The 22,778-nt window shown below is 62.0% G+C and carries 23 protein-coding genes; 19 read left to right on the forward strand and 4 right to left on the reverse strand.

Features of this window, described 5'->3' with window-relative positions; all coding sequences use genetic code 11:
* Window positions 1-21 precede the first annotated feature (21 nt).
* From U5A67_RS34735 to U5A67_RS34800, 14 genes are all read left to right on the forward strand, one after another.
* Window positions 22-408, forward strand: a complete 387-nt coding sequence (locus U5A67_RS34735) for a conjugal transfer protein TrbC (RefSeq protein WP_321817884.1) — start codon at window positions 22-24, stop codon at window positions 406-408.
* Entirely contained in the window at window positions 395-739 is a 345-nt protein-coding gene (locus U5A67_RS34740) for a VirB3 family type IV secretion system protein (protein ID WP_321817885.1), read from the forward strand. Before U5A67_RS34735 ends, U5A67_RS34740 begins: the two co-directional genes overlap by 14 nt.
* A 62-nt stretch (window positions 740-801) precedes the next feature.
* Window positions 802-3,207 carry a type IV secretion system protein VirB4 gene (locus U5A67_RS34745; RefSeq protein WP_321817886.1) on the forward strand — a complete coding sequence of 802 codons (2,406 nt, stop codon included), beginning with the start codon at window positions 802-804 and terminating at the stop codon, window positions 3,205-3,207.
* Between the two features lie 39 nt (window positions 3,208-3,246).
* On the forward strand, window positions 3,247-3,966 hold the full coding sequence (locus U5A67_RS34750) for a DUF4141 domain-containing protein (RefSeq protein ID WP_321959789.1): 720 nt from the start codon (window positions 3,247-3,249) through the stop codon (window positions 3,964-3,966).
* 7 nt (window positions 3,967-3,973) lie between these two features.
* Window positions 3,974-5,032, forward strand: coding sequence for a type IV secretion system protein (locus tag U5A67_RS34755; protein ID WP_321817888.1), 1,059 nt, complete (start codon window positions 3,974-3,976; stop codon window positions 5,030-5,032).
* The gene (locus U5A67_RS34760) at window positions 5,029-6,471 is read left to right on the forward strand and encodes a TraI domain-containing protein (RefSeq protein WP_321817889.1); all 1,443 of its coding nucleotides are present in this window, start codon (window positions 5,029-5,031) and stop codon (window positions 6,469-6,471) included. Before U5A67_RS34755 ends, U5A67_RS34760 begins: the two co-directional genes overlap by 4 nt.
* On the forward strand, window positions 6,468-8,348 hold the full coding sequence (gene traD / locus U5A67_RS34765; protein WP_321817890.1) for a conjugative transfer system coupling protein TraD: 1,881 nt from the start codon (window positions 6,468-6,470) through the stop codon (window positions 8,346-8,348). The genes U5A67_RS34760 and traD overlap by 4 nt, the downstream gene beginning before the upstream one ends.
* A 14-nt stretch (window positions 8,349-8,362) precedes the next feature.
* Window positions 8,363-8,884 carry a hypothetical protein gene (locus tag U5A67_RS34770; protein WP_321817891.1) on the forward strand — a complete coding sequence of 174 codons (522 nt, stop codon included), beginning with the start codon at window positions 8,363-8,365 and terminating at the stop codon, window positions 8,882-8,884.
* Complete coding sequence (locus U5A67_RS34775; RefSeq protein WP_321817892.1) at window positions 8,841-9,101, forward strand: hypothetical protein; 261 nt, start codon at window positions 8,841-8,843, stop codon at window positions 9,099-9,101. The genes U5A67_RS34770 and U5A67_RS34775 overlap by 44 nt, the downstream gene beginning before the upstream one ends.
* Window positions 9,094-9,699: a DUF4400 domain-containing protein gene (locus U5A67_RS34780; protein ID WP_321817893.1), complete on the forward strand. Its 606-nt coding sequence runs from the start codon at window positions 9,094-9,096 to the stop codon at window positions 9,697-9,699. Before U5A67_RS34775 ends, U5A67_RS34780 begins: the two co-directional genes overlap by 8 nt.
* Window positions 9,700-9,941: 242 nt before the next feature.
* Complete coding sequence (locus U5A67_RS34785; protein ID WP_415768046.1) at window positions 9,942-10,853, forward strand: ATPase; 912 nt, start codon at window positions 9,942-9,944, stop codon at window positions 10,851-10,853.
* A 9-nt stretch (window positions 10,854-10,862) separates the two neighbouring features.
* Complete coding sequence (locus U5A67_RS34790) at window positions 10,863-12,572, forward strand: ATP-dependent helicase (RefSeq protein WP_321817895.1); 1,710 nt, start codon at window positions 10,863-10,865, stop codon at window positions 12,570-12,572.
* A gap of 28 nt (window positions 12,573-12,600) precedes the next feature.
* Window positions 12,601-12,831, forward strand: coding sequence for a hypothetical protein (locus U5A67_RS34795; RefSeq protein WP_321817896.1), 231 nt, complete (start codon window positions 12,601-12,603; stop codon window positions 12,829-12,831).
* The gene (locus U5A67_RS34800; protein ID WP_321817897.1) at window positions 12,828-13,202 is read left to right on the forward strand and encodes a hypothetical protein; all 375 of its coding nucleotides are present in this window, start codon (window positions 12,828-12,830) and stop codon (window positions 13,200-13,202) included. Before U5A67_RS34795 ends, U5A67_RS34800 begins: the two co-directional genes overlap by 4 nt.
* A 179-nt stretch (window positions 13,203-13,381) precedes the next feature.
* Here U5A67_RS34800 and U5A67_RS34805 read toward each other — a convergent pair whose 3' ends face one another.
* The 4 genes from U5A67_RS34805 to U5A67_RS34820 form a co-directional block, all read right to left on the reverse strand.
* Window positions 13,382-13,642, reverse strand: coding sequence for a hypothetical protein (locus tag U5A67_RS34805; RefSeq protein ID WP_321817898.1), 261 nt, complete (start codon window positions 13,640-13,642; stop codon window positions 13,382-13,384).
* A complete protein-coding gene (locus U5A67_RS34810) occupies window positions 13,639-14,052 on the reverse strand; it encodes a polymer-forming cytoskeletal protein (RefSeq protein WP_321817899.1) in 414 nt (137 codons plus the stop codon). Before U5A67_RS34810 ends, U5A67_RS34805 begins: the two co-directional genes overlap by 4 nt.
* A gap of 7 nt (window positions 14,053-14,059) precedes the next feature.
* Window positions 14,060-14,914: a hypothetical protein gene (locus tag U5A67_RS34815; protein ID WP_321817900.1), complete on the reverse strand. Its 855-nt coding sequence runs from the start codon at window positions 14,912-14,914 to the stop codon at window positions 14,060-14,062.
* An 88-nt stretch (window positions 14,915-15,002) separates the two neighbouring features.
* Complete coding sequence (locus U5A67_RS34820; RefSeq protein WP_321817901.1) at window positions 15,003-15,617, reverse strand: DUF1845 domain-containing protein; 615 nt, start codon at window positions 15,615-15,617, stop codon at window positions 15,003-15,005.
* A gap of 642 nt (window positions 15,618-16,259) precedes the next feature.
* On the opposite strand from U5A67_RS34820, the gene U5A67_RS34825 reads away from it, so the two are divergent.
* From U5A67_RS34825 to U5A67_RS34845, 5 genes are all read left to right on the forward strand, one after another.
* On the forward strand, window positions 16,260-16,529 hold the full coding sequence (locus tag U5A67_RS34825; protein ID WP_321817902.1) for a hypothetical protein: 270 nt from the start codon (window positions 16,260-16,262) through the stop codon (window positions 16,527-16,529).
* Window positions 16,526-17,836: a hypothetical protein gene (locus tag U5A67_RS34830; RefSeq protein ID WP_321817903.1), complete on the forward strand. Its 1,311-nt coding sequence runs from the start codon at window positions 16,526-16,528 to the stop codon at window positions 17,834-17,836. The genes U5A67_RS34825 and U5A67_RS34830 overlap by 4 nt, the downstream gene beginning before the upstream one ends.
* Window positions 17,837-18,272: 436 nt before the next feature.
* Window positions 18,273-19,646, forward strand: a complete 1,374-nt coding sequence (locus U5A67_RS34835) for a metallophosphatase family protein (protein ID WP_321817933.1) — start codon at window positions 18,273-18,275, stop codon at window positions 19,644-19,646.
* Between the two features lie 244 nt (window positions 19,647-19,890).
* The gene (locus U5A67_RS34840; RefSeq protein WP_321817904.1) at window positions 19,891-20,454 is read left to right on the forward strand and encodes a hypothetical protein; all 564 of its coding nucleotides are present in this window, start codon (window positions 19,891-19,893) and stop codon (window positions 20,452-20,454) included.
* Complete coding sequence (locus U5A67_RS34845; protein ID WP_321817905.1) at window positions 20,442-22,763, forward strand: SMC family ATPase; 2,322 nt, start codon at window positions 20,442-20,444, stop codon at window positions 22,761-22,763. Before U5A67_RS34840 ends, U5A67_RS34845 begins: the two co-directional genes overlap by 13 nt.
* Window positions 22,764-22,778: the final 15 nt, after the last annotated feature.

A 22,778-nucleotide genomic window follows, 5' to 3' on the forward strand; every position in this document is an offset into this window, starting at 1 on the left:
ACCACTGGAGTGGACCAATCCATGACGAAGCAACTGTTGTCCAACATTCGAGGCGCTGGCGCGCGCGCACGTGCAGCAAGCGGGCGCCTGTTCAGCCGCAGCGAGCTGCGCACCACGGTGATTGCGGCTGGCCTGAGCGCCGTCGCACCGGTCGCGTCGGCCAGCGGCACGGATCTTTCTGACCTCGGCGCTGCGACCGACGTGATCTGTCTGATCTCGAACTACATCAGCGGCCCGTGGCTGTTCTGCGGCGGCATCGTGGTCGCGATTCTCGCGTTCATTGCGATCGCGAACTCGGAAAGCACGCTCGGCAAGGTATTCGGCAGCGTGTTCGTTGGCATCGGGTTTGCCGCCTGTGCAATCCCGATCATGAAGAATCACTTCAAGGTCAGCTATGTCTGTACCTAAATCTGGCCGCAATCGCGCAAAGGTCAGTCGTTCGCTTTCGTTGCCGCGCCAGATCGGTGGTGCGGACCGGATGCTGGCGATGGCCAACGGCTTTGTCACCGCCATGCTGTGCTACGCCTGCGGTTTCGATCTGGTCGTCTCCGCAGCTTTCATTTTTGTGGGAGCGGGCGTGCATTTCTTCCTGAAGTGGATGAGTGCGCGCGATCCGTGGTGGCGGCTGGTCATGCTTGCCTACAACCGCTATCCCGATGTGCATGAGCCGTCGCCGATGCAGAAGGGCACGGCGCGCTTTCGCCGACCCTATGGCTTCGATCAGGATCTTCCATGCTGAAATCCGGGAAACGCCCCCTGCTTGCGCGGCGTCCTGTTCACGAAATTGCACCGTGGGCGACGATGGTTACGCCCCAGCTCGTGCTGGACAAGGATGGTTCGCTGCTGACGTCATTTACATTCGAGGGTATCGATGCCGATACGCCGAACGCGAGCGATTTTCAGGCGGCCCGCAACCATCTCGATAACGCCTGCAAAAATTTCGACCATCGTGTGACGGCATGGTGGCGCCTCTCACACCGTCGCGTGCGCGGCGCCATCGAGGGCGCGTTCGATTCGCCACTCGATGCGCGCCTGGATGAGATCAACCGGAACAAGGTGGGCAGCGGCCGGTATTTCCGCAACACCCATTCGCTGTCGCTCGCGTTCACCGCCGAAACCGGTATCAACAAATTCTTCGACAAGGTGGGCTATCACCTCAAGGTCGGCGGCAAGTCGATGCCGGTGGCGATCTTCGAGGCGATCCGCGACCAGGTGCTCACGCGCAACGCGTTCGCTTTCGATCTCGAACAGATTACCGCCGACATCAAGCGCTTCGAGGGCGTGCTGGATGCCTTCCGGGGCGGGGTGGGGCGGCTCAAGATGAAGCGTCTGGAGTTGCAGGGCGCGCTCGCGTATCTGCACCAGACGGCGAACCCGTCGGTGCCGCCGCGCCGCGTGCGATATCCGGTCACCATGCTCGACACACATCTGACCGAATCGTATGTGACGTACGGCGCGGAGCACCTGCTGTTCGAGTCCGCGCACGGCAAGCGCTTTGCCAAGATCATCGCCGTCAAGGAGTGGCTGGGCTTTCAGGAAGCCGCCCTCGACGTGCTCTGCGACATCGATGCGGAACTGGACATCTGTGTGATGTACCGGTTCCTCAACACAAGCCGCGCCGAGCAGTACATCAAGTCGGCGCGCAAGTTCTACAAGGCCGCGGCGTTCAATCCGTGGGCCATGCTCAAGCAGTACGCAACGAAGGAAGCAGAGCGCAACGACAAGGGGCGCGAGACGCTCGCCGACGAGGCCGAGGATGCACTTTCGCGCCTGACGGCAGAAGGGCAGCAGTACGGCTTCGCCAACATTTCGATCATTGTGTACGGCGACTCAACCGAAGAATGTGATCAGGCCACGTCGGATGTAGTCGGGCGCATCAGCAACGCCGGCTTCGGCGTGGTGCTCGAGGAGCGCAATCTGGGCGCGGCGTGGGCGTCGACCTTGCCCGGGCGCTGGGATGAACAGAAACGTCTGCAGTTCGTCGAGACGATGGCCGTGTCCGATGTTGCTCCCTTGCGGGGTGTGCCGGAAGGGCCGGAAATCAACGAATGGCTCACGCAGCAGTTCGGCCGCAAGACGGGGCCGGTCACAATCCTGCCAACGCGACACCGCACATTGCAGCGCATGGTAATGCACCACCCGAGCGGCCGCGCGCACCTGCTGGTGGTCGGGCCGAACGGCGCGGGCAAGACGATGCTGCTCAACTTTCTGCTCTCGCAGATGGGGCGGCACGATGCACGCCGCATCCGTTTCGACAAGGAGCGCTCAACGCGCATCCCGACCGTTCTGTCAGGTGGCCACTTCATCGACGTGACTGGGCGCTATGAGGCCGCGACGCCCGTCAATCCGCTCTCGCTGCTCGCCGACAGCCGGCATTACGTGTACGTCGCGACGTGGGTCCAGATGGCGATCGAGGACGAGGACTTCCGTTGCTCGCCCCAGCAGGAGCGGGAGATTTTCGAGAAAGTCACGATGCTCGGCGAGGGCTACGGTCGAGAGTTCTGGACGCTGTCGCATTTGACCACGCTCCTTTCCGCTGAATTGCGCGAGCGTCTTCGCATCTGGACGAAGGGCGAGAAAAACGGCCAGTTCTTTGACCACGTCGACGACGCCTTCTCGTTGTCGGAAAACCTGTCGATCGAATGCGGCGACCTGTTCCAGAACCACCCGGAAGCGGCGCTGCTCTTCATGGATTACGCGTTCTATCGCGTTTCGCAATGGCTGGACGGCAAACGCTTCACCGTCATCGAGATCGAAGAGTGCGGGTTCTATTTCATGTATCCGCGCTTTTACGCACGCCTCGAATTGTGGGCCGTGACGATCCGCCGTCTGAACGCGATGCTTGCCCTCGCGACGCAGTCGCTCAAGCAGCTCGAGCGCGTGCCGAACTTTGAAATCCTGAAGGAACAGCTTCAGAACATCGTCTATCTCGCGAATGCCGATGCCCGCAGCAACAAGGCGCTGTATTCGGACATCTTCGGGCTGACCGATACCGTTATCGACATGATTGCAGACGCGGTGCCTAACCGGGATTACCTGTGGTGGACGCCCACGCAAATACGCATGCTCGAAGCGAGCTTCGACAAGGAAACGCTCGCCTGCCTTCGGGCGGACGGTCGTGCACAGAACATCCTCGACAAGCACTACGTCTCGGGCGAGACCCGCTGGCGTGAGAACTACGTCCAGGAAATGTTGACCCTCGAATAACAGGTGAATCTCATGAGAAAGACCGCTCTACGTGCTGCCGTGACGGCGGCGATGCTCCTGTGCGTCTCGACCGCTGCGCGCGCGCAGTGGGTTGTGTTCGACCCTACCAACTTTGCGCAGAACGTCATTACGGCCGCCAAGGCCGTGAAGGGCGAAATCTATCAGGACACGAACATCATCTATCAGTATCAGATGATGGCTAACCAGTTGCTTCAGGCGGTCAATCTGAACCCGACGGCGATGAAGGCGCAATACGATCAGATCACCGGGGACATCTCGAAGATGACCAGCTACGTCAGCACGATGCAGGATCTCTACGGGAATCTGCAGCAGGGCAGCCAGTACATCGGTCACGTGCAGAACCTTATCTCCACCTCAGGCAAGTCGCCGACGCAGTGGCTGTCCGACATGAACTCGCTCTACAAGCAGGGCGATGCGACCGCGACCAAACTGTTCCAGCTTGGTAACGACGTCTCGTCGCACGTGCAGACGGTGGCGCAGCGCCGCGCTGATCTCCAGTCGCAGCTTTCGTTGAGTCCAACGCAGGAAGCCACGGCACAACTGACAACCCACTATCTTGATCTGGTTTCGAGCCAGTTTTCGGACCTGCTCAACATGCAGGCGGCCAAAACGCAGGACGATGCCCAGAAGCAGGTCATCGACAATCAGGCTGCAAAAGATCGTGCAGCGGCTGCCGCTTCTTTCGCCGCTCGCCAGGAAGCTGAGCGCGCGCGCCTCGATACGCTTCAACCACGGTGAGAATCGAATGAAGCAATCAATAGTGAGGCGGCTGCTCATTGCGGTTTTGTCGCTTGTCATCGGGTTCGGGGCGGGAATAGCCCGCGCGGACGACACGCTGGCGGGAGGTCAACAGATCGTGCCTGAAACCGGAACGACGGTAAGCCCCGGCGCTGATGGCAAGGATGCTGGCGGCGTGACTGTCGTGGTCGGAGAAACGGCAAAGGGCGCCAATGCAGCGAACGCCCAACTGGACAAGCTCTTCGACGCCGTCATACCTGCGGCGGTCACATTGAGTCAGAACCTGAAGAGTGAAGCCGACAAGTTCGCAGCGGGGCTCGGTGTGATCACGCTCGTATTGACGTTTTTCCGCTTCGCCGGAACGCGCGATCCAACGTCGGCATGGATTGACGTGTTCGAGGAGCTCGCAGTGCTCGGTATTTTTGCAGCGATATACATGAGCTATCAAACATTCGCACCCGGTTTCTTCGAGTGGTTTCAGAAGCTCGCTACCCTTATTCAGGGAAGCGCCGGCCAGGATCTCAAGTCGACCATGGCCGCGGCGAGCGGCTCAGCCTGGGAAGCCGTTGTTGAAGCTTACTCGGGGGCCAATCCGCTCAAGTACATCGCAATCACGATGTCGATGTTTCCGATGCTGCTTGCGTACGTGCTTTTAATGATCACCTGCATAGTCTTTACCTTCATGAACAACCTCGGACTCATCCAGGCCGCGGTTGGGATCGTGATGGGACAGATAGCCGTTGCCTTGGGCTTCTCCTCGTACACGAGAGGATTTTTCAAGGCATGGCTTGACTACATGATCAGTGCGGGGATGTACTGCGTGGTCTCGGCAATTCTTGCGAAACTTGTTACCGCATCGCTCAACACTGCTATCAAGGCGGCGACTGCCCAGGGACTGAGCTCTAGCTACGGTGCGACTTATGCACTCGATGTCGCCTTTTTTGTATTCCTGCTCTCTTTCGAAATTCCAAAGCTCGCGTCGATGTTTGGTGGCGGCGCAAGCGCATCGGGCAGCATGTTTAAGTCGGCTGCACAAACGGCAGCCAAAGCGGCTGCGTTCTTATGAGCACGTCCGTCTTGCATCAGCCGATTGACGTCGACGGCATGCTACAACTGCACGACCGGCGTGTGGCCCTAATCAGGCAGGCCGCGAACGAGGCCCGCGAAGTTGACTATCACAGCCGCTGGCGCGACGTGCTCGCGCGCTGCGCCGCCTGGTTCTCCAGCGTGCCGTATTCGCCCACCCAATACCGGGAGCCCGGCGGTGCTTTCCGATGCACGGTGGAAACCGCGTTTTACGCAATGCGCCTGGCTGGTGGCCAGAAGTTCGGCACCAACCTGCCTTCAGAGAAGCGCCGGCTCATCGAGCCGCAGTACAACCACGCAGTCTTCCTGGCGGCGGTCTGCTCGGGCCTCGACGAGCCGCATCGGCATTTCGTCGTGGTGCGTGATAGCGACCGGGCCGAATGGAATCCGGCCGGACACGGCGCGCTCGCGACCTGGCTGGCGGGCGCGACCTATCAGCTGCGGCGCCGAGCGACGCCCTTGCCAGTTGAGCGCATGCGTACCGCGTTGCTGGCTCAGTCGCTGATTGGCCAGACTTTGCTCGCGGGCTACGACACCGGCGTGCTGTCGGAACTCTTCGGCGCAATTAATCCGCTCTCCCACGTGCAGGGCACTGAGTCGCTGGTTCACAAGGTTGTTCGACAGGCGGTGGCCGTGGCGGCAGATTTCGACCGCAAGGCGCAGCAGGGCGTCTACGACCCGGTGCCGTATCCGGTGCCGTCAGCCATGCACGTGGCAGCGGCGGTACAACCGGTCGTGACGCCAGCGCCCGCTGCGCCGCCGCCGACGTCACCAGCGTCGCCGGTTGCATCCGCTTCGCCCGCAGTGTCGGCAGCGCCCGTTGTGCCCGTCGCGCCAACGCCTTCCGCAGCCGCTCCCGCGCCACATGTCCAGATGCCCGCCGGGCAGGCAACAACACCCTCAGCCGGTGGGTCGCCATCCGCGAATGCCGCTGAGGCGTCGACATCGAGCCCGCCGCTCGACATCACGGTGCCCACAGCTGGGCCATCGACCGACGCGGCGCTGAATCCAGATGTGAAGGCGGGCAGCGCAGCCGATCCTCAACTGGGCTTGCCCTTCTCGGGCGAGCCGGTTCGGGCGCCCGCAGCCGTCGATCCGGCGGCAATGCGCGCGCCCGCCGCGCGCGTCGATCGTCCCGCACCACCCGCATCGTTCGATGCGGTGCTCGAAGGCCAGCCGAACATGATCCGCGAATTCTTCAAGGCGCTACGCGAGGACGTGAGCGCAGGCAAGGCGAAGGTAGCCTGGACCGACAAGGGACTGGCGCTACCCAAACGGCTCCTCGGCAGCTATGGCGTGGCGAGCGACACGCTCGTTGAACATCTGCGCCGTCGGAGTCTGCTTGTCTCTAATGTGCAGGCTGAAATCGTGCTGGCGCCGCGCGCCGGCGAACTCATCATGGAGCGACCCGAGGCATGAATGCGGCAACGAGTTATATCAATCATTTCCGGCCGATCTACGAGGTCCGCGCATGGGTGCTGTGGTCCATCGCAATGTGTGCGCTGCCAATCTCCGGCATGCCGTACTGGTGGGCTTTTGCACCCGTCGCACTTATCGCAGCACTATGGCGTGGCAGGGCCGTCTGGAAAGCGCTGCGCTTTCGCATGGCCATCTCGACGAAGTGGCTCTCAACCATGCCAGTGGCGCGCCTGCTCGGGGTGCAGAAGAAAATGCGCGAAGACCGCAATTCGATGTATCTGGGCACGGGCTTCGAATGGACGCAGAAGCACTGCCAGATCGCGCACGACATCCTGCGAATGCCGACCACCGATATCCCTGGTTTGCCGAAGTGGCTGGGCAAAACGAAGCGCGGACGCCAGATCGAAAGCGCGATCGAGAATATCTTCGCGCCGAAGGACAGCATTCGCGACCGTGAGCCCCAGGGGGTCTCGTGGATCCACGGGATGGAACCCGCAAAAGCAGCAGTGCCTTTCCATTACAAGGCAATGAATGCGCACACCGCTGTGGGCGGTACAACGGGTGCCGGCAAAACCCGGACATACGAGGTGATCGCGACCCAGGTGATTCATCTGGGCGACGTGCTGATCATGATCGACCCGAAGAACGACAAGGACTGCAAGGCGCGGGTGGAGCGCGAGTGCGCCCGAACCGGGCGCAAGTTCCTGTACTGGAGTCAGGCCAAGCCGCTCGAATCGATCCGCCTCAACCCGCTGGAGAACTGGTCGCAACCGTCTGAGATCGCCGGGCGCATCTCCCAGTTGATGGAAGAGGGGCCGTTCCGCGATTTCGCGTTCCTGTTCATCGACCGGGCGGTGAAGGGCGAACTGTATGTGGGCGACAAGCCGAATCTGCGATCGATCCTCAAATACGCCCAGGCGGGCGTGGGGATCCTGCTCGAGCGCAGTCTGGAGCGGTTCTTCGTCGAGAGCGGGCTGACCAACTGGGAAGAGCTGGTCGCCACCACCATTCAGCAGATCGGTGGCCGCCCGGGTTCCGTCGGCCCGATCGATGCGATGGCGATGCTCTACAACGAGCGCTACGCCCGCCACGATCGGGGGCACGAATCCATCGACGGTTTGATCGCGACGCACATGCACGACCGGGATCACTATACGCGCGTGATCGCGTCAGTGATGCCGCTGCTGCAGATGCTGGCCACCGGCGAGACGGGGCTGATGCTTGCCCCAAAGGTCGAAGACTTCGAAGACGAGCGCGAAATCTGGGATATCGACCGGATCATCAAGCAGAAAGCGGTGCTCTACATGGGCTTCGACTCGCTATCGAACGCCATCGTGCAGAAGGCGATCGCCTCGATGGTGCTGGCCGATGTCGCGGCCGTGTGTGGTGCCATCTACAACTTCTACAAGGAAACGCCCGATGTCGTGCTCATCATCGACGAGGTGGGCGAAGCGATCAACGAGCAGGTCATCCAGATCCTGAACAAGGGGCGCGGAGCCGGCTTCAAGGCGTTTGTTGCGTTCCAGACGCGCGCCGATCTCGAGGCAAAACTCGGAAATGCCGCGAAGATGCTTCAGGTTTTGGGCAATCTGAATAACCAGATCATCCTTAGACTGGAGGACACGGATACGGCGCAATGGTTCTCCGACAAGGTTGGTGAAACGATCATCCGCAATATCCAGATTTCGGGTGGCACGAGCCGGGGCAGCGAAGGACATCTGGGCGAATTTAACGGCAGCATCACACGTTCGCTGCAACAGGAGACCGCGCCGCTGATTCCGACCGCGTTGATCCAGCGATTGCCGAACCTGCAGTACTTCATGCGCATTTCCGGTGGCGCTGTGTATCAGGGCCGTATTCCAATCCTCCAGGGCTAAAACAATTTCAACGCATGAACTCCACCGTGTTCAAGAAAATCATTCGCGAAAACCGGCTCTCGGCGCGCCTCATGCCTGTGTTCACGATCGCGCCCGAGCTCGAACTTGCGTGCTCGCGCGTGGCCGATTTCATCGGCGATCGCTTTTTGGGCGAGAGCGAGCCGCTTGTGCGCGAAATGCTCGAAGACGGCCTGTCGGCCTACAAGCGCGTGCGCAAGTCGGGCGAACCGCATATCGCGTTCATGCAGGGCCTCTTCCAGCGCGCCCATCTGCTCTACGCGCGCCGCTATGTGGCGAAGGATGGACAGAACTTGCACGTCTGGTCGCCTATGTTCGAACCGGTTACCGCCTTCGAAGCCCGATTCGAAAAGGGCACGATTGAGATGGTCAACGAGGCGTGCCCGGAGCGCATTACCCCCAGGACCGCAGCCTTCCAGCTCGCGGCACGCGCGCTCACGGGCGAGGGCTTCCGACTCTACTTCGAGGATTACGATGTCGCTCACAGCTATCGTGATAACGAAACTGTCGGGGCTTGACGAGGCCGATGCGGCCCGTGTGCTCTCGACGGTCCGCGCGCAGGATGACCTGCGCGCGCCGCCGCCGGCAGAGTTCCGTCGTGGCCGCTTCCCACGTGCCTGGGGGCTCGCGGTCGTGATCGCGCGCAACCCGGTGCGCTTCTGGCTCGGCGCGGCGGGGCTCGTCGCTTTCCCGGTCTATCTACTTTTCAGGATAGGGGCGTGGCTACATGGCTAGCAGCAGTCGTTTTGTCCGGCATCTGAAGTGGTGGTTCCTGGTGCTGCCGGTGCTCGTGTGTGTCGGGCTTCCCGTGGTGCCGTATCAGTCGCTCTTCGAGGTCAGCGATGTTGAGTCACAATCGGTGACCCATGTACTCGGAGAGGAACGCGCTGGCGCCGCCGTCGATACGACCAATGCGCTGTTCCACCGCTTCTTCGTTGATACGGGCGCGCTCCAGGCGACCCTGCACTCGGACACGTCCAGCGATCTGGACGACGACGGTATGCGCAGCTTCAGCCAGACCTGGGTGAAACAGTTCTGGATGCTGGTCTACCGGGCGCTTTACCGGGCCGTCGTCATGCACGCGTGGCTGGCAGGACTGGTCGTGCTGTGTCTCGCCGCGTCGGTCGATGGGTCGGTGCGGCGCAAGATCCGGGCGTCGGCCGCAGGCTTCGCCAGTCCGCTGTCGTTCCACCTCGCGGTGCACGCGCTGCTGCTCACGCTGGGTTGTGCCGTCGCGGTGCTGCTGCTGCCCGTACCGCTCGTTGCCCAGTGCTGGACAGCGGTGGCGGTGTTATTACCGCTTTTACTCTGGATCGCCAACTCTTCCAGTTAATTCGATCCGACCGTAGCCGCAAAAAGCCAGAAAGCTCACAGATTTTGTGAGCTTTCTGCGTTTTGGCGTCCACGCGCCTGCAAAGCGACAGGACATCGGAACGCCCCGGGCTGGTCACCTGGAAATCAAAGGGTGAAAGCCGCTGTTTTTGCCCGCGTTTTGCCCCTCCACCCGTCGACGCGCTCGCAACAATAAGGGGATGCCGCGCGCTGGTGCGCGTGCAACTTTTCAGGGGCAACGACATGAGCACCATCCACGAAGAAACGGCAAAGACGGGTAACGATGCTGCACTCTCTGCCGCGGTCAGTGCAGAAGACGCGATCAACGCTGCGTCCAGCTCTGCACCGGCTCACCCGGGCGGGCACCCGCAGGAGCCCGGCGCGATCGACGCGCGACCAGTCACCGACGGCGCCGACGACCATGAGCTTGAAGAAGAACTGCAGCGCATGGAAAAGGACGCGGCGACGCTGCATCGCGAAGGCATGATCAGCGAAAGCGAAGCGGAGGAAAAGCGTGAGCAGGTCGAACGCACGCGTCGCGTCTTTCGCGATCTGCCGCCCGCCGAGCGCGCGGCAATCATCCGCCGTCGTCGCGAGATCGGTCGCCAGCTGCTCGATCGCCAGCTTTCTGGTGCAGCGATCGTGCCTGCCGCAGTGCGCCTGAACCATACCCGCCTGAAGCCGCTGTTCGAGCAGTGGTGGCCGTACCTGAACCGTATGAGCATCAACATGCAGCGCTTCGGGCGCTCAACGTTCGGTGTCGACGACATGGACACCGTCAACGCTTTCTTCGACAAGCAACTGGCGTCGCTCGAATCGTATGTCGGCGAGCAGCTTGAGGTCGCCGAAGGCTTTCGCGGTCGTACCGAACGGGAAATGATGGAGCGCGGAGATCTGGTGTTTAATCCGACCGTCACGAAGCCTTCGCTTGAAATCGAGGTCGAGGCCTACTCGAGGTTCTCGATGCGAATGCTCGCGGTGATTACGCGCTTCGACAAGGTCATGGATCACTTCGACTTTCTGGTCTGGAATGGCGTGCGCGACCAGGGCGACGTGGACGAAGAAGTGAGCCGCTTCCTGCGCAAATTCCATCCGGTGGGCGTGCGTGGTTATATGACCCATCTGCGCCTGATGACCGCGGTTCGAGGCCTGTAAGGATACGCCATGCTCGACGGCCTGAATCCGCAGCAGCTCGAAGTCGCGCAGGCGCTGCGCCATTGTCTCGCTGTCGCGTGTCCGGGCGCGGGCAAGACCAAGACCATCGCTTCGAAGGCGGCCTCATTGCTCTCGCAACCGGGCACCCTTGTCGGCGCGGTCACCTTCAGCAAGGATGCCGCGACCGAATTGCGCGACCGCATCCTCAAACTCGCGGGGCCGCGCGCGAAGCCACGGCTTATCGCCGGAACGTTCCACTCGCTGGGATTTCGCCAGATCCAGAAACCGGGCCGCCGGCGCGACATCGCGTCGGACGGTGATCGCACGGGGCTGCTCATGCGCGCGCTGGCCGAGACGGGGCTGAACTGGAAGGTCGAGGAAGCCATCCCGATCATCGAACAGTTAAAGACCGGGATCACTCACGCGATCGACGGCTCGCCGGAGGCCGTCCTGTACGCGGCCTACGAAGACGCGCTGGCGCGCAACGACAAGATCGATTTCCAGGACATGCTGCGCCTGTCGATTGCGGGCATGGATTCGGGTGATATCGAACCATACGCATTCACCCATCTGCTCGTTGACGAGTTTCAGGATACCGACCCGCTGCAATACCGGTGGGTCGAGCTGCATGCCGCCGCTGGCGCGTGCGTCACGGTGGTGGGCGACGACGACCAGAGCATCTACGGATTTCGTGCGGCCATGGGCTTCCGGGGCATGGAAGGCTTCGCCACGAAGTTCGAGGCGCAGCGCGTCGTGCTGGGGAGCAACTATCGCTGCCGCTCCGAAATCCTTTCGGCGGCTGACCGGCTGATCCAGCACAACACCGATCGCATCGCCAAGGTGCTGCATGCTGAGAAAGGCCTGGGTGGCACGATCCTCGCGCGCCGGTTCAACGACGAGTACGACGATGCGGCCGCCGCCGTCGAAGCGCTGCAACCCCGGCTGCGGGCAAACCAGTCGTGTGCGATCCTGGCGCGAACGAACCGCGTGCTCGACGCGATCGAATCGGTGTGCCGCTCCCATGGCGTGAAGTACTACCGGGCCTCCGGGCGCTCAGTGCTGGATCAACCTGAAGGCGCGCTCATGTGCAATCTGTTGCAGATCGTGCAACGAGTGAAGCTGAACGGTCTGGATGCGGTTCTTGGATACGCGGGCATGAGCACGCGCGATCTGACCGCTCTGCACAATTCCATGGGCGCGACGCTCGTACAGAAGCAGAAAAAAGACCTGGTCGCGCTCGGGCTCAATGAGGACACCGCCACGGCCTATCGCGGATTCATGAAGCGACTGGCCGAATGGCAATCGCTATGCGAGCGTGAGTTTTACTCTCTCGCGCTCGAGGGCGTTCGGGAATGGATGATGACCTATGTGCGCAAGGAAGCGGCGGAGCGCGCCATCCAGGGCACGTACGACGTCATCATGCGCCTGAGCGGGACATTCAGCGAGCGCATCGAGTTTCTGAAGCGAGCGAACAACGAACCCGCGCCCGATGCGCTGGTGCTGACCACCATGCATAGCTCGAAAGGACTGGAGTGGGACCACGTGTGGATCACGCGCTCCGAGGAAAACATCGTGCCCGACCTGAAAAGCACGGAGTCCGAAGAGCGGCGCCTCTTCTATGTGGCGATGACGCGCGCCCGCGAAACGCTGACGATCACCTCGATTCGCAAGAACCCGCCCACACGGTTCATCCATGAATCGCAGGTGCCCGAAGTTTGATTTTTTGAACCGATCTGGAGATGGATGAATGAGTTCCTGGTATTACGACGCGAAGACGGGCCGACATACGAGCGATAGCAGCCCGACGGTGTTGGTCGGTGTGTCCTGCCTGGTTGGGCTCACGCTGTACAAGACGTGTGGGGCCAGGGTTGCGCTCACTTTCGCGATCGTGACAACGGCGATGGTCGCTGGCGGATGGGTTTCGCGCCGACGACTCGCCTGGCTTGCCGGGCGGCTCAACACAGGGGGCAAAGCGTGACGAACAATACGACGCCGGCCGGGATGCCGGAATGGTTCGCGACGTGGTTCGCAGCGAAGTTCGACCTCCCTGTTCCTGATGGACTGGCTCAATATCTCACCAGCCATCCGAATGGCCTGTGGTCGCAGGCGGGGTCGCTCTGGAAAGCGGAAGCGATCATTGACGCGACGGAAGAGCGCGACCTGCAGGAAAAGGGCGTCTGCATGATTGGCGAGACGGCATTCGAGGGCATTTTTCTGTTGCGTGCGCGCGATGGGCGCGTGTTCGCGGTCGATAAGCACGACTACAGCGAAGTGGACGCCTGGTTCAGTGACCTCGAATCCTGCCTCTGTCTGATGGACTTCGAAGAAGCGCCGCCCAGCGCAGGTTGATGGATTGAAACGAACCTGATCGGCACGATGCCAAAAAATTGCGTGCGGCGTCTGAAGCTGCTCGCGAAATGAAACGGGCCGCTTTTGCGGCCCGCCTGCTTCGAAATCCAATCACTGCACGAAGCCGTTAGAAACTACGGGCCAGCGTTTCAGTGCACAAGGCGCGACATTTGAGCTGGCTATTTCTTTTCCGGGTTCCATGCCGGCCAGCGCAACGCCTTGAGCGCATGGCGTTCAATCGCGAGACCAAGCGGAAGAGTGCCGACAAAGGCCGATAGTACGCCCACGCCGTACATTCCCGCCATCACGTAATGCCGCGCCATCAGCTTGGGGATAAGCTCGTCGAGGCCCATGAGTGCAGCGCTGAGGTACGCAATGACCACCGCCGCCATGGCGACCAGCTTGATCGCCGCGCGCACAAGCCATTCGCCAAGCTTCATGTTGCCGATCCCGCTGCGCGTGTAATCTGTTGCACGTTCGACGGCTCCGGCGCAGACGAAGGCTCATTCTCGATCGTCAGTTCGCGCGCCACACGTTTGAGCTGACCTTCGAGCGACGCGGACGGACCCAGCCGGATCGTGCCGCAATAGAAAATATTGCCTTTCACGCGGCCGTTAATCTCAAGCGAGCCGCGCGCGTGGACGTCGCCTTCGACCACGCCGTCAATACGCACATGCTCGCCTTCGACCTGGCCTTTCACGAGCCCGCCCGGCCCGACATGCAGCAATCCCTCATTCGAGATGAGATTGCCGTCCACGATGCCGAACAGGCTGACCCCGTGGTCCAGGATGAGATTGCCCTCGATCGCCGAGCCCGGCGCGAGAAGTGTCACGTTGAGAGTGGCTTTCATGGTCTACTCAAAAAAGTTGGACGTCGCCGCCGTGTGGGGCGGCGCCAGGCGTCTGCACGGACGGGGCTTTCGGATCAGCGGTCGGGGCAGGTTGCCGTGCTACTGGCGCGCGGTGGCGAATAGCGTGCCGCGTTGAGGCAGCCGATGCCAGCTGATCCGGGGCAGCCGGTTCCGGGGCTTTTGCAGCGGCTGGGGACGCTTTCACCGTTGCCGCTGGTGCTGCTGTCGCTGCGGCCGCAGGCGGCGCAATATGCATGGGCGCGACCGTTGGTGCGCTAGCCTGTGCAAGCCGTTCGAGAACGTGTTGACGAACCGGCGAGGCAATCGCCCTTTGTTCGTCAGTCGCCGCGTCCGGGCGAACAGTGTTCTGTGGCGAAGCTAAAGGCGCCGGACGCAGTAGCGCAGAAGGGTCAACCGACGCCAATGCGCCGGTGGCGCGCGCGGGCGTGCCGAGATCCTGTGAAGTCAGTGGCCGGGCCGCATCGTCCGGCGAAGCGTCCTGTCCGTCTTCGGGCGCGTTACCGATTTGCGGCGACGGCTTGTCCGACGCATGCTGGCTCGACGCCGGCTGGATGGGCGCGGCGTGATCGTGATGGACAGTCGCCCACAGCCGGGCGGCGCCCATACCGATAGCCGCCGACAGCGCGGTGCCGCCGACGATCATCAGTGCGCCACGGCCCAGCGATCCACGGGCTTTCCACACGCGACGCAGCGGTGACGCACCGGACGTTTTGACGTTCGGATCGTGCGCCAGCAGCAGGGGAGCGGGGCGCGCACGCAGCTGCGCTTCCAGATCGATGACAACAGGCTCGCGCGCATATCGGGCGTGCAACGCCTGAATCTCGCGAAGATCAATTTGCATGCAATGTCCTCCTCGTGGGTCTACAGACGAGCGTATCCAGCCAGTGACAAAGTCAAGCTGGCGAAAAGATGGCAAGGCTCAGGGGCGGTCAGCTTTCGCGGCGTGTACCGTCGAACTCGTATTCGTCGTTGTCGGGCCTGCACACCTGGACGATGTGCTTGATCTTCTTCTCGGCGTTGGCCAGCATGGCCGCGCAGCGCTCTGGCATAAGCTTGTGCTCGTTGCGGGCCTCCAGCGTGCGCTTGTAGAGCCGCTCGTAGAGCGACAGACACCGTACCAGTTGGCCTGCCAGCGGTCGTTTGACGTCGAGCATGATGGTCTCGGACGGCCATGGGAGATGGCGCGCGCCATGCTGCTCAACCCACGGCACAGCTTTCGTGAGCCATCCCGAGGTCTCACGAAGGGCCACGTCGAGTGCGCGCAGTTTGCCGCCACGTGCAACGGAGATCTTGGCCGCGCAGAAGTTGTAGTCCGATCGCACGAAATCCCGCGTGAACTGCGTGCTGTAGCGCAGTTCCGTTAGCCGGTCGGAGTCCGGAATGATCTTCGCGTAGCGGTCGTCGCTCGTCAGGCGCTCGATCGGCTTCAGGCCCGTGCCGGACGGCACGGCAGCAAGGGGAGCGGATGGACTGGGCGTCCCCGCGGGCACCGTCTCGCCGGTTGGTCCATCCGGCGGCGGCGCCGCTTCAAATACAGCGGCCATGGTGTTTTCTTTGGGGGTTCTCTCTCATGGCATTGTGTTCCCGATTCATCAGACCAGATCGGGCAAAAGATGCACGATATAGGCCATCATTCCGTCCGCCGCGTCGGCCGTTTTCGCTGATACTGACTTCATTGCTCGCGTCCCTGACGCATCGACCTCGACTCCGTAGCCCGGAGTCCATCTTCTGTCTCCAGTCGTGCCCTTGCGGCATGCTCCGACCGCCTGGCCCCGGTGTGGAATCTTTCTTGTGCTGATCTGGCTCGCCCCCGGATCCCCTTCCGTCAGTGGTAATACTCGTCGCCGGCCGCATGCATTTGCGCCGTGACATCGTTCGAGCCCGGGTTTCGGGTGTTCTCTCTCCAGGCCCCTCCTGGGTAGAACGATCGAAGTGCACTGACCCGTGATCCTGCGGCGAAAACTCCATGTTTTCGGAAAAGGGCTATCTGCGCGACGTGATCATGTCGCGCCGGGAACGACTTTACGTTCCCTGTTATGAGCCTCTGGCTCCCTGTGCGCCACGTCCCCGAAAGGGACGTGGCGTATGGGTCATCCACCTCCGAATCCACAAACGCGTTCCTCTTGCCAGGGGAGCGCGTTTTTTTTCGTCCTTTGTTTCTTCATTTCCTGCCCGGAGGCGCTTGCATGCTCCTGACCAACAGCCTTGACCAGCGCATCGCCGACACGATCAGCCACACGATCGACGACGAACGCAAGTCCGCCGACACCACCTCCGCCATCTGGCGTGAGCGCTGCGAGTCGGCCCAGATCGCGATGCTCGCTGACAGCGAGCGCCGCGTTGTTCTTTCACATATCGCCACACGCCGCGGAGAGGCGGCAGCATCGGATCTGGAGCGTTCGGCCAGCCAGATGCGTACTTCGGCGATCTTTATTCTTGCGAGGAAACCATCGTGAATGCAGTGATCAGCATGCACGGCAACGCCGTGCGCAGCATCGTGGAGGAACGGGCGCCACGCCCGCCGGTGATTGGTCGCATCCGCCCCGGGATCAAGGTGCTCACCTCAACCGCGCGCAAGAACGAACGCGCCGTGAAGCTCTACGACGAACTGCTCGCCGCCGGCGAATCGTTCGAGAAAATCGGCGAGGAAATCGAGCGACGTTGCAGTCTCAAAAACGCGCTTGCACCCCGCAACGTGCCATATTTCACGTGCCGTCGCTCGGACTTCACCAACCCTGACATTGCCGACGAAATCCTTCGTCGCTATGGCGAGGATCGCGGAGATGGCCTGAAGCTGTATCGCTTCCCGGTCACGTTCGCCTTCAACGACTGGATGGCGAACATCCCGAACGAGATGGCGACCTGGGGCACAAACGGCCGCAAGTTCTTCTCGGAATATGGCCCGGACGGTACGCGCTTCTGCAAGCTGTACGCGAAGCCCGAACGTGATCCGCGCGCACAACGTGCCCAGCGCAATTTTGGGCCGCGCAAGAGCATCCTGCGCAACGACGAGTCCGTTCCCGATGGCGTGTGCAATCCGGAGGCCTGCCCGCAGTATCAGTCGCGCCAGTGCAACCTTTCGGCACGCTTCATCTTCGCGATTCCGGAAATCAAGGGCCTGGGGCTGACTGAGTTACCGACCAACTCGATCTACGTGCTTCAGAAAGCGTACTCCGCGATGCAGACCGTCGCGCTCGCGCGCGGCCAGCTCACCGGCACGCGCTTCTGGATGTCGAAGCGCGAGTTCGAGATCACGCGCATCAACGAGCAGGGCGAGGCTGTACGTCAGAGCCAGATGCTTACGGTGCTCGATGCGGATATCGACATGAGCGCGCTGCTCGATGGCGCCGAAGACCATCCTCCCGCGCTCGCGGCGGCAGGTGAAGCCGCGATGCTGCTGGAAGGACTCGGCGGTGGGGCGACGGGATCGGTGCACGTACTGCATCCAGTTGGGGACGAACCCATGCCAGCGGACGCCCCGAGCGTCGCAATTGGCGCGGATCATCAGGCGGATTCCGCGCCCGTCGAGACGCTGGAAGAGAAGCGCGATCGCATGTCGGATCTGCTTCAACGCCATGGGCTAAACGCAGAGACGCGGCAGCGCCAGTTCCGGGTCTTCGCGCAAGCGAAGTACGGTCGGGGCTGGACAAAACGCGTCAACGACGTCGACAGCATGAACATCATGCTCGCGGCCGCGCTGGATGATCCTGCTCCATTGGAGCGCGACATCGAGGCGGCAGTGCGTGAGGCTATGTTCGAGTAACCCAGAGCCGACCCCAGACGGGGTCGGCGTCTCTCTTCCAGAGCGTACCGAGAGTCTTTCAGCAAGCAGACTTGCTAAAGCACTTTCGACCGCGCACTGCGCATCGAAATCCGTCCGCCATCCGGCGGCCCATCCACCTTGATAAGGGAGTCGTCCGATGCACAGGATCGGCAACTACACCGCAATTTTTGGCGCGGGCGACCCGACGGTACTCTTGGAAGCGAGTACCTGGAATCGCATCTGGGGCGTCGGGCTGGACGCCCTAACCCGGATATCGCTGATCCGTCGCACTGGCGGGGGCAGAACCTGCTTGGCAAGACGCTGATGCGGATGCGCGACGCGCTCGATTCGCAACATCACTTTTAGAACCGCTTCCTGCGGATCCACTCATTGAGGCTGCCATATGGCGGCCATTTTTCGTTTACGGAGGTGCATCTTGGAGATTGCCCATTTTTCTGACCTGCATTACTCACCTGAGCGCCTGGACGAAGCGGATCGCTGCTTCGGCTTCGCTGTCGGTGATGCGATCGCGCGCGGTGCGCGCGTAGCCATCGTTTCGGGAGATTCGACCGACCACCGGCTCGATGCGCATTCTCCTGCGCTTGGCGCGCTCGCACGCCAGATTCACCGGCTCGCCGCGGCCATGCCAGTCATCATGCTGCAGGGGACGTTTTCGCACGAACCGCCCGGCACGCTCGACATCTTCGGCTTGCTGGGTTCGGTCAACCCTGTCTTCATCGCAAATCGCATCCAGCAGGTCGCGTATACACAGGGCCGCTTCGTCGCGTCGAACGGCGCGGTCTTTAACGAGGACGAATTCGCAGACGTCGTTGCGACGCAACCTGAAGCGGTATTCACCTGTCTGCCGACGATCAACAAGGGGCAGTTCGCGGCGAGCGTTGGCGCGCTTGCGGCGGCGACGGATCTTGGCGACGTGCTCGCGATGTATCTGGCGGCGTCCGGCAACGTGAATGCGCGACTGCGTGATGCGGGTATCCCGACCGTAGGAATTTCTCACGGCACCGTCGTGGGTTGCGAGACCGAACACGGCGTCACGATGGCGGGATTCGATCATGAGTTCTCGCTCTCGGCATTGTTCGACGCGCAGTGTTCGGCGTTTCTGCTCGGGCACATCCATAAACACCAGTCGTGGGAGCGGGCCGGGCAACTGATCGCCTATCCAGGGTCGATCGGCCGCTTTCACTACGGTGAGCAGGGCGACAAAGGTTACCTGTTATGGGATGTGGAGACCCATTCAGCGAAAGCCGAACTCGTGCCCACGCCGGCGCGTCGCATGCTCTGCATCGACTTCGATGGTCCGCCCGATATGGACCGGCTCGCGAACTTCGCGGCAGAGTCCGGCGACGCGTTCGTGCGTGTTCGCTGGCAGGTCGATGAGGAGCATCGGCAGTCGGTGGATCGTGCCGCGATCGAAGCGATGTTTGCACACGCCCCCGGCGTGAAGATCGAGCCGCGCATCCTGCCGGTTGTGCGTAGCCGCGCCGAGGGCATCAGCCTGGAAACATCGGTCGATGCGAAGCTCGGGCGCTGGTGCGAGCTGACGGACGTAGAGGCCCCACCGCTGCTCGAGCGCCTTCAACTGCTCGAAGCGGGCGACGCCAACTCGATCGCACAAACCATCCTCGCTGGACTGGATGGGGTGTCGATTGGGGCACCCTCGGCCGCGCCGCTCGTGCTCGTCGACAACTCCGCTCTGGATGTTGCTATCGAGACGCTGGAGCCGAGGCGCGCGCAGCCAACTGACGCTTCAGGCGTCGACTGGCTGGAAGGCGATCTGTTCGCGGCGTGAGTCTGGTTGACTCAATCACGCCGCCATCACGCGAGCGGGGCCCGTACGGCCCGCTCGCTCGTGGACATTGCCGTGTCCCGAAAGGGCATTCTGGAACCCAACAGAGTGCCCTGCCGGAACAAGGTTCACCCCGCGCCCCTCGCGCATCGATCGCAGCACCGCTGCATCCATTCTCTTTTTCACCCTGACGGGGAGCGATCTCCCGAAGGGGGCGCACTCCGTCGTCTTTCTCTGGAGTGTGCCCATGTTTGGTCTTTATCCCGCTGGCCCTGACTGGGTCCAGCATTTCAATGCAAAAACGCCCGTGCGCGAAATCCAGCAGCTTCTCGTGAAGCATGCAGGTTTCACCGCGGCGCTATTCCATCAACCCTACGGTCCCGCGCGCGGAGCCGTGCTCGCAGTCCGTCACGGTTTCGTCGTGATGGTGCATGAAGAACACGCCGCCGAGCCCGAGCTCGTCGTGGCGCCCGACGTTGAGATGACGAATCTGCTCTGGTCGCACAGCAACGCTTATGCGAGCCAGTGGTCGGCGCGCGAGTTGAAGGCGCTTAGTGGGTGCGACAGCTGGGAGCAGTTGCTCAAGGTCGCGGGTACGCGTTTTCGCGCGGCCTGCACGGCGCTCGAACGGGCCATCGATGGTTCGATCGTACCCGCTGAAGTCATTGCGGAAACTGCGGTGCAGACTGCCGTCGCACCGGCTGATCCCGTCATGTCCTCGTCGTTTCCCGATGACGATGATGTGCAGTGGCTGCCGTCCGACTACCTGCACGACGTGCCGCTGCAGGAGGGCTTCCCATGCGACCGCTGATCCTTACCCTCGAAGGCTTTCATGGCGTTCGAGACGGGATGAAGCGCGAGAGCGTCACGCTCGATCTCGAATCGTTGCCCGCCGGCCTGATTGCGCTTACCGGACCCAACGGCGCGGGGAAATCCACGCTTATGGACAACTTGCATCCGTTCCGGATCATGCCTTCGCACTCAGCCAAGCTGTCGGTCGACGCATTCTCGTACTGGGATCACCTCTGCGCGCCACAGGCGCAGAAGATCCTCGAATGGGAGCACGCCAACGTGCGTTATCGCTCGACGTTCGCGTTCCGCAAACCAGGAAAGACCGGCAAGGCTGAGTACTTCCTTGCGTGGCGCGACCAGGCCGGCCTCTGGCAGCCGTTTTCGGCCCCGGACGGAACGAAATCGGATGGCAAAGCGGAAACGTACGATCGTTGCGTCGAGTCGGTATGTGGCTCACTGGAATCGTTCTTCACGAGCGTATTCTCAGCGCAAAACCGGCGGCCGCTCGCGTCGTACAACACCGGTGAGATCAAGTCGCTGCTGGCGGAGCTGCTGCACATCGACCATCTTCGCGCTCGTTCGGCGAAAGCTGCCGAGGTTGCAAAACTGCTTGGCGTGAATCTCGATGGCATCCAGCGCGAACTGGCGGCCTTGAGTCAGAAACGCGAAGCACTGGCGCTTGCGCAGCGGGCGATCGCCGCGGACATCGAAGCGATCGCGGTTGCGAAGCGTGAGCGCGAGGGTCATCAAGCCGAAGTGCAAACGCTCACGCAACAGCGCGCCACGCTGGCTGCGAAGCAGGCTGAATCGGCAACGACCGAGGCGCGCCTGCGGGAACTCGAGAAGCAGCGCGACGAGGTCAACACGTCGCTCTCGCGCGTTGCTGCGCAGGCCGACGAGCTCGTGCGGCGATTTAATGAGCGTCGCGCGGCGCTTGTGAAAAGCATCGCTACTCACGACGCCACGCTGTTGCAACGCGCGAAGATCGAAGGCGCGCAGGTGCAGTGCGATCAGGCTCAACTGGCTATCGGCCGGGAAGAGGCGCGTGTCACCGCGCTCCAGGCCGAGATCGCAGAGCTTGAGCCGAAGCAGTCGGCACTGACCCAGACGCAGGCGCAGCTGGAGAGCGTGCAATCGCAGGGGCAGTCGCAGGCGGCTTTGCTGACGACGTTGCAACAGCAGGCTGCGGTGATCGATCAGGTTCCGTGTGCGGGCCACGCCATGCACTCGACGTGTCCCTTGCTGGCGCAGGCGCGCGATGCGTCCGCGAAAGCGGGCGAGCAACGTATTTCCATCGAGAAGCTTCGCGCGAGTTATCGCGAGCGCAAGGCTCTTGTGGAACGGCTCATGCCGGCCGCTGCTGCTCTGGTCGCAAAGCGTGAAGCACTGCGCGCTGCGAACACCGCACTGGCGAAAGCACGGGGCGATCTTCAGGTTGCCACCGCGCTCGCTGCGCGCAGGCCACTTCTCGAAGCGGCGGCAACCGGTCTGTCCGAAGCCCGGGCAGAACTGGCCAGCACCGATGCCCAGCTCGCGCAGGTTGGCGAGCATCGGGCGGCGGAGACCACGCGCCTGCAGGCTGCACTGCGGGATATCGCTGCCGAAGCCGCCCGGCTCGCGGCACACGATGTCACGGCCGCTATCGTTGCTCTCGATCGCAAGATCGTCGCAAACCGGGAGGCCAGCGCGGCTCTCGATGCACGTATCGAAGCGCTTATCCGGCAGCAGGCAACGCGCGAAACACAGTGCGAAACCCTGAAGTCGGAACTCGACGGCTTTGACGCAACGCGCTCGCGCGCCGAGCGTCTGTCCGACGAGATCGCGCACTGGAAGCTGCTTGCAAAGGGCTTGGGCAACGATGGCCTCGTTGCATTGACCATCGACGATGCAGGCCCAGCGCTCACGCAGACGGTCAATGATCTGCTGCTTGCGTGCTACGGCCCGCGTTTCACCGTCGAGATTCGCACGCAGCGAGCGATCGCCAGCGGCGATCTGCGCGAAGGCTTCGAAATCCTTGTCCATGACGCAGACAACGACAGCACCAAGGCCGTATCGGTGATGTCGGGTGGGCAGAAGGTCTGGATCAACGAGTGCCTCACACGGGGCATCGCTCTCTATCTCGCGCGCAATGCGGGAGAGCCGTACGAGACGCTGTTCAGCGACGAATCGGACGGCCCGCTAGATCCTGCACGCAAGGTGCAGTTCATGAAGATGAAGCGCGAGGTTCTCCGTCAGGGGGGCTACATGCGCGAATTCTTCATCTCGCAGACAACGGACCTCGTTCTCGAGGCGGACGCCGTCATCGACGTCGAGGCAATGGCTGCGTGAATTTTCTTTTAACCC

It is taken from the genome of Paraburkholderia sp. J69-1, assembly GCF_905220255.1.
Classification (GTDB): Bacteria; Pseudomonadota; Gammaproteobacteria; order Burkholderiales; family Burkholderiaceae; genus Paraburkholderia.

What these genes read in the sequence shown, in the direction of transcription:
- U5A67_RS34735 (WP_321817884.1), top strand. Translation starts at nt 22, where the DNA reads ATGACGAAGCAACTGTTGTCCAACATTCGAGGCGCTGGCGCGCGCGCA.
- U5A67_RS34740 (WP_321817885.1), top strand. Translation starts at nt 395, where the DNA reads ATGTCTGTACCTAAATCTGGCCGCAATCGCGCAAAGGTCAGTCGTTCG.
- U5A67_RS34745 (WP_321817886.1), top strand. Translation starts at nt 802, where the DNA reads ATGGTTACGCCCCAGCTCGTGCTGGACAAGGATGGTTCGCTGCTGACG.
- U5A67_RS34755 (WP_321817888.1), top strand. Translation starts at nt 3,974, where the DNA reads ATGAAGCAATCAATAGTGAGGCGGCTGCTCATTGCGGTTTTGTCGCTT.
- U5A67_RS34760 (WP_321817889.1), top strand. Translation starts at nt 5,029, where the DNA reads ATGAGCACGTCCGTCTTGCATCAGCCGATTGACGTCGACGGCATGCTA.
- traD (WP_321817890.1), top strand. Translation starts at nt 6,468, where the DNA reads ATGAATGCGGCAACGAGTTATATCAATCATTTCCGGCCGATCTACGAG.
- U5A67_RS34770 (WP_321817891.1), top strand. Translation starts at nt 8,363, where the DNA reads ATGAACTCCACCGTGTTCAAGAAAATCATTCGCGAAAACCGGCTCTCG.
- U5A67_RS34775 (WP_321817892.1), top strand. Translation starts at nt 8,841, where the DNA reads ATGTCGCTCACAGCTATCGTGATAACGAAACTGTCGGGGCTTGACGAG.
- U5A67_RS34780 (WP_321817893.1), top strand. Translation starts at nt 9,094, where the DNA reads ATGGCTAGCAGCAGTCGTTTTGTCCGGCATCTGAAGTGGTGGTTCCTG.
- U5A67_RS34785 (WP_415768046.1), top strand. Translation starts at nt 9,942, where the DNA reads ATGAGCACCATCCACGAAGAAACGGCAAAGACGGGTAACGATGCTGCA.
- U5A67_RS34790 (WP_321817895.1), top strand. Translation starts at nt 10,863, where the DNA reads ATGCTCGACGGCCTGAATCCGCAGCAGCTCGAAGTCGCGCAGGCGCTG.
- U5A67_RS34795 (WP_321817896.1), top strand. Translation starts at nt 12,601, where the DNA reads ATGAGTTCCTGGTATTACGACGCGAAGACGGGCCGACATACGAGCGAT.
- U5A67_RS34805 (WP_321817898.1), bottom strand. Translation starts at nt 13,642, where the DNA reads ATGAAGCTTGGCGAATGGCTTGTGCGCGCGGCGATCAAGCTGGTCGCC.
- U5A67_RS34810 (WP_321817899.1), bottom strand. Translation starts at nt 14,052, where the DNA reads ATGAAAGCCACTCTCAACGTGACACTTCTCGCGCCGGGCTCGGCGATC.
- U5A67_RS34815 (WP_321817900.1), bottom strand. Translation starts at nt 14,914, where the DNA reads ATGCAAATTGATCTTCGCGAGATTCAGGCGTTGCACGCCCGATATGCG.
- U5A67_RS34820 (WP_321817901.1), bottom strand. Translation starts at nt 15,617, where the DNA reads ATGGCCGCTGTATTTGAAGCGGCGCCGCCGCCGGATGGACCAACCGGC.
- U5A67_RS34825 (WP_321817902.1), top strand. Translation starts at nt 16,260, where the DNA reads ATGCTCCTGACCAACAGCCTTGACCAGCGCATCGCCGACACGATCAGC.
- U5A67_RS34840 (WP_321817904.1), top strand. Translation starts at nt 19,891, where the DNA reads ATGTTTGGTCTTTATCCCGCTGGCCCTGACTGGGTCCAGCATTTCAAT.
- U5A67_RS34845 (WP_321817905.1), top strand. Translation starts at nt 20,442, where the DNA reads ATGCGACCGCTGATCCTTACCCTCGAAGGCTTTCATGGCGTTCGAGAC.